Genomic DNA, 12,922 nt, shown 5'->3' with positions numbered 1-12,922 from the left:
TCAAGCGCCTTACACTTTTACTTAAGGAGGAATGAACATGCCTTGGAATAAAAACGATTATCCGGACTCCTGGAACAATCTCGACCCGGATGTCAGAAATAAAGCAATTGAGATTGGAAATGCATTGTTAAGAGAACAGGATTATGATGAAAGCCGCGTCATTGCGATTGCAACAGATAAAGCAAAGCAGGCCGTCCAAAAGGATGATCAGGATACGTATCAGATAAAAAAGCATGATGATGGATGGCAGCTCATTAAAAAGGGATCTGATAAAGCGATTTATGTAGAGGATACAAAAAACGATCTTGAAGAAAAGGCAAAGTCTTATGTGACTGATCATGGCGGTCAGCTTGAGGTTTACAAAGAAGATGGTTCGTTCGATCAGACATTATATGAATCAAAAAACTCATCCGGGAATTAATCCCTGGATGAGTTTTTCTTTTTCTTAGCTTCATACTGTTCTTTTTTGGCAAGATCGTCCTGAACGGTTTCCGGTGCAAGCTTCACGCCTGAATTATAGGCTGCACGCGCAATCAGGTGTCCGCCGACAGGAGCAGTAATTAATACGAAAAAGATTCCGAGCACGATCCGTGAATTGAAGAGACCTTCCTCTGTTAAAAAGAAGAGGAGCGCGCCGATCAGTACAGACATAACGCCGAGTGTTGCGCTCTTTGAAGCAGCGTGTGTACGTGTGTAGAGATCAGGTAACCGGATCAGTCCGATCGCTGTTACGACGCCAAAGAAGGCACCGATTAAAATAAATGCAGCAATAATGTACTCACTTGTGTCGATCACGGTCTACAATCGCTCCTTTCTCGATATATTTTGAGAAGGCCACTGTTCCGATAAAGGCAAGAATACCAAGCAGCAGGATGACTTCAAGAAACACGCTGCTGCGTAGCAGGATTGAAAACAGTGCAGTCACGGCAATCAGGCTGATACCCAGTGAATCAAGCGCCACTACCCGGTCCGCAGTAGACGGGCCTTTAATCGCACGGTATACAATCCCGATCATGGCAAGGGCAAACGCGACAAGTGCAATATAGACACTCATATTCAGCATTATCGGCTCACCTCCATAATGGCTTTTTCAAAGCCTTCCCGAATCGATGTTACATTTCCTTTAATATCAGAGGCGTTCAGTGCATGAATATAAAGTGTTCCGTTATCATCACTTACATCTACGACCAGCGTCCCTGGCGTAAGTGTAATGAGCAGGGAAAGAAGGGTCACTTCCCACCCGTGCTCAAGCTTTGTTTCATATTTAAATATTCCGGGCTCCAGATTCATCTTGGGTCTGAGGACAATCACAAGCACTTCAATATTCGCCTTGATCAGCTCATACGTAAAGAGAAGCGTTAACTTGATGATCGCCCATATTCTGAATAGATAGAGTCTCGACTGGAAGAAGCGTCTCATGGCAAAGATCACAACAATGCCAAGAAAGTACCCGATAATAAAGCTCGATACACTGAATGAACTGCTTAAAAACATCCAGAGGAACGCTAAAAAGAAATTTAATAGAATTTGAAATGGCATATCACATTACTCCTTTAACACTGCTTCAATATAGACTGCAGGATCGATGAGTGGTTCTACCGCCATCTGGATAAAAGGATATACTGCTTCAGAGCCCACGCCATATGCGATGGCAATCAGGACTAATGCTGCAGCAGGCACCCACAGGCGGTTTGCAAGGTGAGCTTTTGCTCCGTGATACTCTTTTGGCGTTCCCCAGAAGCCATTCATAAAGATCTTCATTGCTGAGTACAGGACCATCAGACTTGATAAGAGGACTAGTAATGGACCGACCATATCTCCAGTCTCAAAGCCACCCTGTACAATCAGCAGCTTTCCAACGAATCCGCTCAGCGGCGGAATACCAGCCAGTGCAAGTGCTGCGACAAAGTAAGTCCAGCCGATACGCGGATAATCCCTGATCATACCGCCCATCTTATTCAGATGGCTTGCTCCGGCAATAGCGATCATAATACCGACAAGCAGGAACAGAGCTGCTTTAATAACCATATCATGCAGCAGATAGAACACGGCACCTTCAAGTGCTGCCGGTGTCATTGCTGCAACGCCGTATAGAATGACGCCGACTGCAATGACGATGTTATAGATAATAATCGTTTTCACATTTCTGTATGCAATCGCTCCGATTACCCCGACAATAATACTTAATAATGCCAGGACGGCCAGGATCTCATGGGTATATCCCTGATCATGATAAAAGAATAGCGTATAGGTTCTCATAATTGAATATACGCCGACTTTAGTCAATAACGCACCGAACAGTGCAAGAATTGGAATCGGTGGTGCACTGTAAGAACCAGGCAGCCAGAAGTACAGCGGAAAGATTGCTCCTTTTAACCCGAAGACGATTAAGAAGAAAATCGCAATCACTGTAATGATACCCGGGCTTCCAAGCTCATCAATACGCTGTGAAACATCTGCCATATTCAGCGTACCTACAACTGAATACAGATAAGCAACTGCTGTTACAAACAATGCTGAAGAAATGACGTTGATCAGCAGGTATTTAATTGATTCTCTGAGCTGTCCTTTTTTACCGCCCAACACAATCAGCAGGTAGGAAGCAATCAGGAATACTTCAAAGAATACAAACAGGTTAAAAATATCACCTGTCGTAAATGCGCCGTTGATTCCTGTTAACAGGAACATGACGCCAATATAGAAGAAGAATCTCTCATAAGATTCATCCATATAAATCATCGCATACCACACAACAAAAAACGTCAGGATACTAGATGTTAACACCAGTAGAACTGAAAGCATATCTGACACCAGCGGAATTCCGTATGGTGCAGGCCAGCTTCCTAAATTTAGAGTCTGAATCCCATTTGCCTTTACTTCTGCTGTAAGCACAATCGCAGCAATAATGGTTCCGGTAATTCCGGCCATTGCAATGATGCGCTGAGCTTTAATTCGCTTCGGGAAGAACATTAATAGTACAGCAGATAAAAGCGGAATGAGAATGGGCAGTAACGGTAAGTTAATCATTTGATTCATTCCCTTTCATTTCTTCCATATTATCTGTTCCAAGTTCCTGATAAGCCCGGTAGGCAAGTACCAGGAAAAATGCCGTAACCCCGAAGCTGATAACGATTGCTGTCAGAACAAGTGCCTGTGGCAGCGGGTCAGTGTATGATTCTACACCGTCAGTTAAAACCGGCGCAGCACCCGTTTTCAATCCACTCATTGTTAAAAGCAGAAGGTGGGCACCGTGACTGAGAAGGGCAGTGCCGATAATGACGCGCAGCAGGCTTTTTGACAAGATCAGATACACGGCAGACATAAATAAAATTCCTACAACGATAGACATTAAGATTTCCATTATTCACTCTCCCCTATCGTCTGAATAATGGTCATTGTTACACCGATTACGACCAGATACACACCGATATCAAACAATACAGCTGTGTGTAGTGAAGTCTCGCCTAACAGCGGCAGCTCGAAATAGTCGTATGCGTGTGTGAGAAACGGCTGATTAAATAACAATGCACCAGCACCGGTTAATACAGCAATTAACAGACCGGCAGCTGTCATCATACGGAAATTAAACGGCAGAATTGTGTTCAGCGTTTTAATATCATAAGCAAGCAGCAGCAGAACAAGCGCTGCAGCTGTCATTAATCCTCCAATAAATCCTCCGCCGGGTGTATAGTGGCCGGCGAAGAAAAGGTGGATAGAGAATAAAATAATGATAAAAGATATCATTGTTGTAACGGTCTGGAGGATCAGATCATTCGGTTTATTCTTCATCTTTTCTCCCTCCTGACGCCACGGAAATTAACCATTGCATAAATACCAAGTGCAGCAATTCCAAGTACGCAGATCTCAAACAGTGTATCAAAGCCACGGAAGTCAACGAGAATAACATTAACCATGTTTCCGCCTGCAGCCAGTTCATACACATTATCAATGTGATACTGGGAAATGGATTCAAATGACTGACTATTGCTGAATGAAGCAATACCAATGAGTGTCACCGTTAATCCAACCAGAATGGAAATGACGGCATTCCCCATTTTAAATTTCATACGTTCTTCTTTTCTGCTGATCTCAGGCAGATGATAGAAACATAACAGGAACAGTGCAACTGAAACTGTTTCAATGACAAGCTGTGTCAATGCAAGGTCCGGTGCTCTGAAGAATACAAAGAACAAAGCAACAGAGTAACCAACAACGCCAAGCAGCACGATAGATGTCAGACGTGATTTTGCGAAAAGAATCGTAATGGCACCTGCAATTAAGACAATGGCAAGCACAACTTCATAGATTCTGATTTCTGCAAGGTTTGATGTATCGATCACGAATGCATCACTTACGGTAAGTGTGGATAACAGAATAGCCACAAAAAAGGCGAAAATGTAAATCAGGTATGACCTCATATAGCCGGTCATGAAGAATTCATTCAGTTTAAAGCTGCCTGATTCACTCCCGTCAAGTCCACGGTCATAAAAGCCGTTAATCGTAAACCGCTCAGGAATCCGGTTATAGACACCCTGCCATTTTGCAAGCGTGGCATACATCAGCGTACCTGTCAGGATAATACCAAGTGTCATAAATAACTCAGGTGTAAAGCCGTGCCAGAAGTAAATATCCACATATACTTCCTGACCTGCAGCCGGCAGACTTGGAAGAATAGCCTCTACAGCGGGCTTAATCATTGTGTTAGAAAGCAGATTCGGGAAGAAACCGAAAACGACAACCAGTGTCACAAGGACCAGTGGTGAAATCAGCATCCCGATAGGTGCTTCATGCGGTTTTTTAGGAAGCTTATCAAACTGAGGCTTTCCTAAGAACGTTTTAAATACAAGCATAATACTGTAGATGAATGTAAATACACTCGCGATCCAGGCAAGAACAGGGAACAGAATGCCCCAAGTATTCAGATTGAACAGATCAAGTTCAAAGACTGAAATCATACCTGTCAGGAACATTTCCTTACTCAGGAATCCGTTAAATGGTGGAAGTCCTGCCATCGAGAATGAACCAATAATCGCAATAGTAAATGTGATCGGCATCAGATTGACTAATCCGCCGAGTTTTCTGATATCACGTGTACCTGTTTCATGATCGACAATACCTGCCATCATGAAAAGACTTCCTTTGAAGGTAGCGTGATTAATCAAATGGAAAACAGCAGCAATGGTTGCTGTCATATACATATTTTCGTCAAGCGTATCAAAGTGCAGTGCAGCTGCTCCAAGCCCAAGTAAGGACATGATCAGACCGAGCTGACTGACAGTTGAAAAGGCAAGTATTCCCTTCAGGTCAGTCTGTTTTACTGCATTAAAGGATCCCCAGAATAAAGTGAAGATACCAAATCCGGCAACCAGCCATAGCCAGACGCCAGATTCTGCAAAGACAGGACTCATGCGGGCTACAAGATAAATACCCGCTTTAACCATTGTTGCAGAGTGAAGGTATGCAGAAACCGGTGTCGGAGCTTCCATTGCATCCGGCAGCCAGACGTGGAATGGAAACTGTGCTGACTTAGTGAATGCACCAAGTAAGATCAGAATCATCGCAAAAAGGAATAATGGATCTGCCATCAGCTCTCCTGACATGCCGATTAATTCACGAATGCTGAAAGTACCGCCCATTATGTACAGCAGTACGATACCACCAAGCATTGAAAGTCCACCAAAAACGGTAATCAGCATAGATTTCTGAGCACCATAGCGTGAACGTTCTTTATCATACCAATACCCGATTAACAGGAATGATGATATAGATGTAAATTCCCAGAACATGTAGAGCACAATCAAGTTGTCAGATAAGACAACCCCAAGCATTGCACCCATGAACATGAGTAAATACACGTAGAAATTATGAAGTGCTTCTTTTTCCTTTGCCAGATAGTAAATGGAGTATAGAACCACAAGTGATCCAATACCTGTAATCAGCAGGGCGAATAATAGACCCAGTCCATCCACATAAGCGGTAAAGTTAATTCCCAGTGATGGAATCCACTCGAAAGTTTTTGAAACTGTTTGTCCGCTGCTTGTTACCGGCATGTACTGAATAAAGTAAATAAACAGTGCCAGCGGAACGAGCAAAACGAACCATCCCGTATGAATAGAACGGAATCCCTTAAATAAAAAAGGGACGATTACCGCCGCAATGAAGGGCAGTAAGATGGCTAAGTGAAGCAGCGACAATGAAGATCCCTCCTAACATTCTCTGTCACACATTTAAATAAGGACTCTCGCCTTACACGGAAGTCCCTGGTGATGTGTACCTTTTTTTATTTCGTATAACAGTAAGTATAACGCAAATGTATGCCATATGCATAATGGAATCACTTGTATAAAAGGCTTTGACTTCATCTGTTAAATAGGAAGAAAGCGGTCGGCGGACATAAAATTTTTAAGAAATCGTGTCGAATTGTGGAGGGGAAATCTAGAATCTTCTGGAATTTCCTTTAAAAAACGACCGGAAAAGATTATGATGTGAATAGATTAATTGCCGGGAGAGTCACAGATGAAAAACACTTACTTAACAGGATACCTTCCTTTATTTTCAATATTAATGTTCAGCCTTTCATTTTCAGTTTACTTTGTAGGGGTACTGACAGAACTATTTCGGGGGATTGGCATTTACGCCGGGATGAGGGAGTTTCTTTCAGACCTTGAACTGAAAATTTTCATTTTGATCGTATTAATGATCGTCTTCTTTATGATATTTGCAGCGCTGAAGCTGATTGCAGAAACGGTGAATGAAGTATCGCTGCTGTTTTTTTCAAGGGATAAAGAAGGAGAGGCGCTTACACGGGTACGCTCAGGGTCACTGATTTATTTCTTCGGATCACTTGTGACAATTATCAGCCTGTCTTCTCTGAGAGGACTGCTGCTGATTTTTGTTGTGACGTCGTGTGTGTACTTTGTGTATTTTGTGTTGAAAGTCAGTACAACGTTGTCGGCAGGGGGCACAGTGGGTGTTATCCTGTTTGAAATTACCGTCTGGGCGGCGCTGATCTCGACTGTTCTTTATGTAGTGATCAGGCTGTATAACGGTCTGCTGGCAAGTCTGCCGATTCTTGAGCAGCTGCCTTCATAGAAGGTTGCAATGCCCCTGATAATGATATCAGGGGTGTTTTTTTATTAAGGGGGAGCGGGGAATTGCACGTGTGGTGTGACGCATAATGCGGCGGGGAAGGGGCGTGAGGAAGATTCCATCAATTGAATGAACATTTCCTTCAGAGATTCAATTTATTCCATCAATGGCTGAATCATATCCATCAAATCCTCAACTTTTCCTATCAGCCGAATGTCTGGACGGCGTATTCCCCTCAGTGTTTCATTGAATTCCGTCAGCGGAATCTTTATTTCCATCACTACACTGCTTAATTCCATCACCCTTTTCTTCCCTGCATAAGTTATTCGACACCACACAAAAACCCCTCTGACACAGAGCATCAGAGGGGTTTTGCAATCATTATTATCGCATCATATCTTTCCAGATCAGATGGGCAGGGCGGTTGGTTTCAATACTGAGCATACTCTCAGGAAGGTCATGCCCAACCCATACGCCAGCTGTATATTGATCGGTAAGACCAACTGTCCAGTAATCAGCCCATTCGTTCGTCGTACCGGTTTTAATTCCGATATAGGGCTTATTCAGGTAGGCAGGACTGCCGGTACCTGATACTGCTGCAGTGTTCAGAAGTTCTCTCATTTTAACGGTAGTCTGTTCCGACCAGACGGGAATCTGTTTGTCTTCCCACTGATATAGTACGTTGCCGCTTGTATCTGTGACCATTCTGATCGCACGTGCAGGTTTGTAACTGCCGTCTATAAAACTCGTATAAGCATCTGTCAGCTCAAGCGGAGACATTCCATATGTGAAGCCACCGGTAGCAGCTGCGAGTGTCTGATCACCGGGCTGAAGATTGGAAAATTCAAATGCATTCAGATATTTAAAAGAGTTTTCAATACCTGTTTCATTCAACAGTCTTACAGCAGGTGTATTCAGTGACAGTAAAAATGCTCTGGATAGGGAGACATCTCCGTATTCCACACCACCATAATTTTCAGGGCAGTAGTTTTGAATACATAGACTGCCTCCGTTAACAGTCTGAGTTAAAAATGGCTGAAATGTTTCGATATAGGGTGCGTATACAAGCAGCGGTTTAATCGCTGAGCCGGGTTGTCTTACAGCCTGATATGCACGGTTAAAGTTATACTTCTGATAATTTTTCCCGCCGGACAGTCCAACGATTTCCCTTGAACTGTTATTGATCAGCACTGCAGCACCTTCCACACCTTCATAAGGCAGATTACGGTTAAGTGCATCAACTGTCTTCTGCTGAAGCGAAGGGTCGAGGGCTGTATGAATCATAACCCCGGAACCGAGCACTTCATTTGTCCGCTGGTTAAGCTCCTGATAGATCTGCTCTTTAACAGAAGATTTTTCAGCACGGTCCAGCCGGTCTTTGAACCCTTCCTGCTCTGCAATCAGCTGTTTTAATTCATACTCTGCGTACACAGCATAATCCGGATAAAGATCCTTGTTCTCATACTGATGAAGCGTAATCGTTTCAGCTTTCAATGCCTCTGCTTCTTCAGCGTTCATCATATTTTCAAGCACTAAAATATCAAACAGCCGTTCCTGGCGCTCTTTTGCCTGATCAAAATTACTGAAAGGATCATATTTTGAAGGATTATTCGGGATCGCTGCAAGGAAAGCCATTTCCGCTTTTGTCAGCTCTGTCAGATCTTTATTAAAATAATACATGGCAGCACCTTTAATGCCATATACACCATTACTGTAATAAATAATGTTCAGGTAAGCAGAAAGAATTTCATCTTTAGACATTTTCTTCTCAAGCTCATTCGCATAAAAAAGCTCAGTCATCTTCCGGTTATACGTTTTATCCTGTGACAAGTAAAGGTTACGTGCGAGCTGCTGCGTAATGGTACTTCCACCCTGTTGAATGTGGGTGAAGACCAGGTTTTTTACAACAGCCCGGATAATCGCACCGGCATCAAAGCCGATATGATCATAAAAATTCTGATCCTCCGAATAGACGGTTACATCTTTTAGAAATTGAGGGATCTCTTCGTCCGTTGCATACAGTCTGACACCGCTGCTGCCTTGAGCGAAGCGATTGCCATCTTTATCAAGAATGAAACTGGTCTCATTCTTTTCAATATTATTTACATCAACCTTGTCAGAGACAGCCTCCTGAAATGCAGCCTGTGTTTTCATTTCCTGATCCATTCCGACCCACAGGTAAATGCAAAGCGGCAACAGAAGCAGTATACCTGTAAAGCCAATTGTCATGCGCATAATGCAATTCTCCATTTCTTTGAATCTGCTAATATCCGGGCAGGACGCGGCGGCTCCACCACAGGAGTCCAAAGGCACTTAAAAATAAGAAACCCGTGACATAAAATACGGAGGAAATTCCGATATATCCTGATAACAGACCGCCGAATGCGGGACCTGCAACATTCCCCAAAAATCTGAAGCTCTGGTTATAGCCAAGCACCTCACCCTGCATGGATACAGGGGCCGCGTGTCTGATAAATGCAGTCACACTTGGAATAATCCCGCCGATCGCCATACCGAACATAAATCTTAAAATGACAAGCTGCCAGAGCTCAGTGACAAGCGCCTGAGGAATAATAAAAGCAGCTGATAATATCAGTAAGATTGTTAACACTTTTTCATATCCGATTGAGTCACCAAGCTTCCCCCAGCCCCGCGTAGCAATTAAATTACCGAATCCGGTTGCAGAAAATGCAAGCCCGGATAAAAAGGCAATATTTGCTGCGCTCGTCAGGCCGCCCACATAAAGTGCGAGCAGCGGCTGAATGCTGAAGTTCGCCATCTGTACAAGAAACGACAGCACCATCACTGTCAACAGCATCCGCTGACTGACAATATGACGAAACACTTCTTTTCTTGTATAAGTCTTCTCATTCTTTTTATCGGCAGATTTCTTCTTTTCTGTAATCCCGATCATTACAACGGTCGCAGCAATAGAGATACTAATAGCAGTAATAATAAATGTATAACTGAATCCAAATGCATCAGCCATCAACCCGCCAAGAATCGGACCGAATAATCCTCCTGTTACAGTACCCATCTGGAGGGTACCGAGCGTTCTGCCCGCAATATGCTTTGGCGTCTGAGAGGAGATAAGGGCAAGGGAGGTTGGAATAAATCCTGTGACTACACCCATGAACATTCTTAAAATAAATAACCCGAAAACAGAATCAATGAATCCCATCAGAAAAATACTGAAGGCAATTCCGTATCCAGTAATCATCAGAATCGGCTTATAACCAAAGCGGTCACCGAATCTGCCCCAGATCGGAGAGACAAAAAACGCAGTCAGAAACGTAACCCCGAACACAAGTCCTGACCATTTCTGAACATATTCATCTGTAAAGTTACCCATTGTTTCAATATAAAGAGATAGAAAAGGCAGTATCATCGTCGCGCTGGCCGCAACCATAAAATTCGCGACCCACATAATGATCAGATTTTTCTTTTCGACAGTAATTTCAAACACCTTCTTCAATCATTGTTGATTTATTTCGTGTAACGTAGTAATTATACAGGATATAGTGCATCCTGCAACTTCATGTCACAAAAATTGTCGTATGAAAATTCAGACTTTTTTATAAACATTTATCCATTGCATGGTATAATAAACCCAATATTTTGTGCACATGTTGCATGCAAAGGAGGGATCACGTGATGTCAGAGGAAGTGACCGTATTTATCGACTTCGAATTTTCTATGCCGGAGGGGAGGGGACACAAAGGTTTTTTTCCTGAAATTATTGAGGTTGGCCTGCTTGCCGTGCACAGGGGAAAGCAGGAGCAGTTTTCGAGCTATGTCAGGCCCAGAGTATTCAAGCGCCTGACCCGCCGATGCAAAAATTTCCTCAATATCAGCCAGCAGCAGGTAGATAAAGGCATACCCCTGCATATGCTTGTTGAAAAACTAAAGCAATATAATGATGCCGGCCACTGTAAAGTTGTTACATGGGGCAATATGGATATGAAGGTATTGAAGCATAACTGTCAGGTTGCAAAACTGCCTTTTCCTTTCTCGGGTGAATTCGTAGATCTTTCAATGGAGTATAAACGCTTTTTCGGTGACAGAAATCAGACCGGACTCTGGAAAGCCGTTCAGGAATATGGGAAGGACGGAACCGGCAGACATCATAAAGCGCTTGATGATGCGATGACAACCTATCACATCTATCAGCTTGTTGAAAAAGACAAAAAATATCTGAATCGTTCAGAATCAACAACAATTGGTGACCGCGTGGATTTCTCAGCGCTCAGGGAGTTTCTCGCCCAGTAAAAAGAACCCGATCAAGGGTTCTTTTTTACGTCAAAATGTCAGGTTATACATCAATTCATACTCGCGTTTTACACCCTTCAAGGCGTCAAGGCATTTTGAGTTGAAATCAGTTTCCTCACTCTTCAGCTTCTCCTCGAGTTTCTGAACTGCTTGAATCAGGCTTTCATTATAATCAATCAATTCTCCATCATAAGGCTTCACCATGGAAGCAGGAATATTCGCCCGTTCATTAAAAGCGAGTGCCTTTCTTTCGTGGAAAAAAGGAACCTCTGTCTGTTTCGGATTATGAAGATCGCCCTGTTCAGGATGCTTCAGCACACCCTTAATTTTTATAACCTGAACATCTGTATGTACCTGATCCACTTCCCCGATATAAGCACCTGTTTTATAAAAAGCTTTCACAAGATTCATTAATTTTTCACTCCTTTCACACAAGTTTAACGTAAAATGATGATTTTTTCTTTTCATTAGACTAAAGTATTAGTTGGAGGCGATGATTTTATGAAATTAAAAGCACTATTATTATTATCTTTTACATTGATACTCTCTGCGTGCAATTCAGCTGAGGAAGAAGATGTGCAGGAAAATGCTGCCGCAGAACCTGAATATACGGTCGTTGAAGGGTATCCGCAAACAGATCCTGCGGCTGGTGACAATGAGCCGGTTGCAACGATGGAAACATCTGAAGGAACAATTACACTTAAATTATTCCCTGATCAGGCACCTAAAGCGGTTGAGAACTTCATGACTCACGCGGAAGATGGCTATTATGACGGACTGACTTTTCACCGCGTGATTGAGGACTTCATGATTCAGGGCGGTGATCCTGAAGGTACTGGTGCAGGCGGGGAGAGTATATACGGTGAACCGTTTGAAGATGAATTTGATCCTTCTCTGATTAATATGAGAGGCGCACTGTCAATGGCGAACTCTGGTCCTAATACGAATGGAAGCCAATTCTTCATTGTACAGGCTGATACAGTTCCGGAAGATATGGTTGCGCAAATGGAGGAAGCAGGTTTTCCTGAAGAGACAATTGAAATCTATCAGGAACGCGGCGGAACACCATGGCTTGATAATGCCCATACAGTATTTGGTCAGGTGATCGAAGGTATGGATGTAGTCGATGCGATTGCGACTGCTGAAGCGGTAAACGATCAGCCAGAAGAAGAGATCGTGATTGAATCAATCACAATCGAAGAATAGCGTACACGAATTGTTCACGTGAAGTCTATTCTGGCGGCTGTTATAATTGAGACATCCAACAGATGTAAGGAGGTCCTCAGGTGGTAATTGATTGGTTGACCTTACAACTTTTCCTATACTTCCCGGAAGATAAATCCGAGTACTTGCCAGCCGGATTGTGGTTGCTGCTATTTGTTTTATTTACTTATTTTACTTATAAATGGATCGTACGTGTATCAAAGCGTCAGGCGGAGGAAACAAAAAAGCTTGAAGAAGAGATACTGAATCGTAAGGATACTCATTCCTGATTGAAAAAGGCCGGAATGCAGCATGTTTGCTGCGTTCCGGCTTTTTTTGTATTGCAGTACAACCGTCGAAG

Annotated in this window: 16 protein-coding genes; 5 read left to right on the top strand and 11 right to left on the bottom strand. The window is 43.1% G+C overall.

Annotation, left to right across the window (positions count from 1 at the left end):
* The first annotated feature begins 37 nt into the window (after positions 1-37).
* Positions 38-421, top strand: a complete 384-nt coding sequence (locus tag KP77_RS12270) for a DUF2188 domain-containing protein (protein ID WP_041123022.1) — start codon at positions 38-40, stop codon at positions 419-421.
* Here KP77_RS12270 and mnhG read toward each other — a convergent pair.
* Genes mnhG through KP77_RS12235 form a run of 7 tightly spaced genes read right to left on the bottom strand, consistent with a single transcriptional unit; the run spans position 418 to position 6,194 of the window.
* Positions 418-795, bottom strand: coding sequence for a monovalent cation/H(+) antiporter subunit G (mnhG, locus tag KP77_RS12265; protein ID WP_041123021.1), 378 nt, complete (start codon positions 793-795; stop codon positions 418-420). The two genes, KP77_RS12270 and mnhG, sit on opposite strands and share 4 nt — an antisense overlap.
* Complete coding sequence (locus KP77_RS12260) at positions 779-1,063, bottom strand: Na(+)/H(+) antiporter subunit F1 (protein WP_041123020.1); 285 nt, start codon at positions 1,061-1,063, stop codon at positions 779-781. The genes mnhG and KP77_RS12260 overlap by 17 nt, the downstream gene beginning before the upstream one ends.
* On the bottom strand, positions 1,063-1,539 hold the full coding sequence (locus tag KP77_RS12255) for a Na+/H+ antiporter subunit E (protein ID WP_041123019.1): 477 nt from the start codon (positions 1,537-1,539) through the stop codon (positions 1,063-1,065). Before KP77_RS12255 ends, KP77_RS12260 begins: the two co-directional genes overlap by 1 nt.
* Positions 1,540-1,545: 6 nt before the next feature.
* Positions 1,546-3,027 (bottom strand): Na+/H+ antiporter subunit D, encoded by a 1,482-nt coding sequence (locus KP77_RS12250; RefSeq protein WP_041123018.1) that lies wholly within the window; start codon positions 3,025-3,027, stop codon positions 1,546-1,548.
* Positions 3,020-3,361, bottom strand: a complete 342-nt coding sequence (locus KP77_RS12245; RefSeq protein ID WP_041123017.1) for a Na(+)/H(+) antiporter subunit C — start codon at positions 3,359-3,361, stop codon at positions 3,020-3,022. The genes KP77_RS12250 and KP77_RS12245 overlap by 8 nt, the downstream gene beginning before the upstream one ends.
* Positions 3,361-3,789 (bottom strand): Na(+)/H(+) antiporter subunit B, encoded by a 429-nt coding sequence (locus KP77_RS12240; protein WP_041123016.1) that lies wholly within the window; start codon positions 3,787-3,789, stop codon positions 3,361-3,363. The genes KP77_RS12245 and KP77_RS12240 overlap by 1 nt, the downstream gene beginning before the upstream one ends.
* Positions 3,786-6,194 (bottom strand): Na+/H+ antiporter subunit A, encoded by a 2,409-nt coding sequence (locus KP77_RS12235; RefSeq protein ID WP_041123015.1) that lies wholly within the window; start codon positions 6,192-6,194, stop codon positions 3,786-3,788. Before KP77_RS12235 ends, KP77_RS12240 begins: the two co-directional genes overlap by 4 nt.
* 322 nt (positions 6,195-6,516) lie before the next feature.
* Between KP77_RS12235 and KP77_RS12230 the strand changes: the two genes are divergently transcribed.
* Positions 6,517-7,092, top strand: coding sequence for a DUF5366 family protein (locus KP77_RS12230; protein WP_041123014.1), 576 nt, complete (start codon positions 6,517-6,519; stop codon positions 7,090-7,092).
* 152 nt (positions 7,093-7,244) lie between these two features.
* Here the strand turns inward: KP77_RS12230 and KP77_RS18155 are convergent, their stop codons facing one another.
* The 3 genes from KP77_RS18155 to KP77_RS12220 all read right to left on the bottom strand — a co-directional run bounded on the left by KP77_RS18155 (position 7,245) and on the right by KP77_RS12220 (position 10,546).
* The gene (locus KP77_RS18155; RefSeq protein ID WP_160289521.1) at positions 7,245-7,388 is read right to left on the bottom strand and encodes a hypothetical protein; all 144 of its coding nucleotides are present in this window, start codon (positions 7,386-7,388) and stop codon (positions 7,245-7,247) included.
* An 85-nt stretch (positions 7,389-7,473) separates the two neighbouring features.
* Positions 7,474-9,324: a transglycosylase domain-containing protein gene (locus KP77_RS12225; protein ID WP_041123013.1), complete on the bottom strand. Its 1,851-nt coding sequence runs from the start codon at positions 9,322-9,324 to the stop codon at positions 7,474-7,476.
* 28 nt (positions 9,325-9,352) lie between these two features.
* Positions 9,353-10,546 carry an MFS transporter gene (locus KP77_RS12220; protein WP_041123088.1) on the bottom strand — a complete coding sequence of 398 codons (1,194 nt, stop codon included), beginning with the start codon at positions 10,544-10,546 and terminating at the stop codon, positions 9,353-9,355.
* A 197-nt stretch (positions 10,547-10,743) separates the two neighbouring features.
* Here KP77_RS12220 and kapD point away from each other — a divergent pair, with 197 nt between their 5' ends.
* Entirely contained in the window at positions 10,744-11,358 is a 615-nt protein-coding gene (gene kapD, locus KP77_RS12215) for a 3'-5' exonuclease KapD (protein WP_041123012.1), read from the top strand.
* 30 nt (positions 11,359-11,388) lie between these two features.
* On the opposite strand, the gene KP77_RS12210 is transcribed toward kapD, so the two are convergent.
* Positions 11,389-11,769 (bottom strand): kinase-associated lipoprotein B, encoded by a 381-nt coding sequence (locus KP77_RS12210; protein WP_041123011.1) that lies wholly within the window; start codon positions 11,767-11,769, stop codon positions 11,389-11,391.
* A 90-nt stretch (positions 11,770-11,859) separates the two neighbouring features.
* Between KP77_RS12210 and KP77_RS12205 the strand changes: the two genes are divergently transcribed.
* Both KP77_RS12205 and KP77_RS12200 read left to right on the top strand, forming a co-directional pair.
* Positions 11,860-12,564: a peptidylprolyl isomerase gene (locus KP77_RS12205; RefSeq protein WP_041123010.1), complete on the top strand. Its 705-nt coding sequence runs from the start codon at positions 11,860-11,862 to the stop codon at positions 12,562-12,564.
* Positions 12,565-12,644: 80 nt separating this feature from the next.
* Complete coding sequence (locus tag KP77_RS12200) at positions 12,645-12,851, top strand: hypothetical protein (protein WP_041123009.1); 207 nt, start codon at positions 12,645-12,647, stop codon at positions 12,849-12,851.
* The last annotated feature ends 71 nt before the right edge of the window (positions 12,852-12,922 follow it).

Source organism: Jeotgalibacillus alimentarius (assembly GCF_000829445.1).
GTDB classification, from domain to species: domain Bacteria; phylum Bacillota; class Bacilli; order Bacillales; family Jeotgalibacillaceae; genus Jeotgalibacillus; species Jeotgalibacillus alimentarius.
The sequence above is the reverse complement of the archived record's forward strand: the minus strand, read 5'-3'. Positions and strand labels throughout refer to the sequence as shown.

Coding starts and splice junctions, on each gene's coding strand:
- KP77_RS12255 (WP_041123019.1), bottom strand. CDS start 1,539: ATGCCATTTCAAATTCTATTAAATTTCTTTTTAGCGTTCCTCTGGATG.
- KP77_RS12245 (WP_041123017.1), bottom strand. CDS start 3,361: ATGGAAATCTTAATGTCTATCGTTGTAGGAATTTTATTTATGTCTGCC.
- KP77_RS18155 (WP_160289521.1), bottom strand. CDS start 7,388: ATGGAATTAAGCAGTGTAGTGATGGAAATAAAGATTCCGCTGACGGAA.
- KP77_RS12230 (WP_041123014.1), top strand. CDS start 6,517: ATGAAAAACACTTACTTAACAGGATACCTTCCTTTATTTTCAATATTA.
- KP77_RS12260 (WP_041123020.1), bottom strand. CDS start 1,063: ATGCTGAATATGAGTGTCTATATTGCACTTGTCGCGTTTGCCCTTGCC.
- KP77_RS12225 (WP_041123013.1), bottom strand. CDS start 9,324: ATGCGCATGACAATTGGCTTTACAGGTATACTGCTTCTGTTGCCGCTT.
- KP77_RS12240 (WP_041123016.1), bottom strand. CDS start 3,789: ATGAAGAATAAACCGAATGATCTGATCCTCCAGACCGTTACAACAATG.
- KP77_RS12250 (WP_041123018.1), bottom strand. CDS start 3,027: ATGATTAACTTACCGTTACTGCCCATTCTCATTCCGCTTTTATCTGCT.
- KP77_RS12270 (WP_041123022.1), top strand. CDS start 38: ATGCCTTGGAATAAAAACGATTATCCGGACTCCTGGAACAATCTCGAC.
- kapD (WP_041123012.1), top strand. CDS start 10,744: ATGTCAGAGGAAGTGACCGTATTTATCGACTTCGAATTTTCTATGCCG.
- KP77_RS12205 (WP_041123010.1), top strand. CDS start 11,860: ATGAAATTAAAAGCACTATTATTATTATCTTTTACATTGATACTCTCT.
- KP77_RS12210 (WP_041123011.1), bottom strand. CDS start 11,769: ATGAATCTTGTGAAAGCTTTTTATAAAACAGGTGCTTATATCGGGGAA.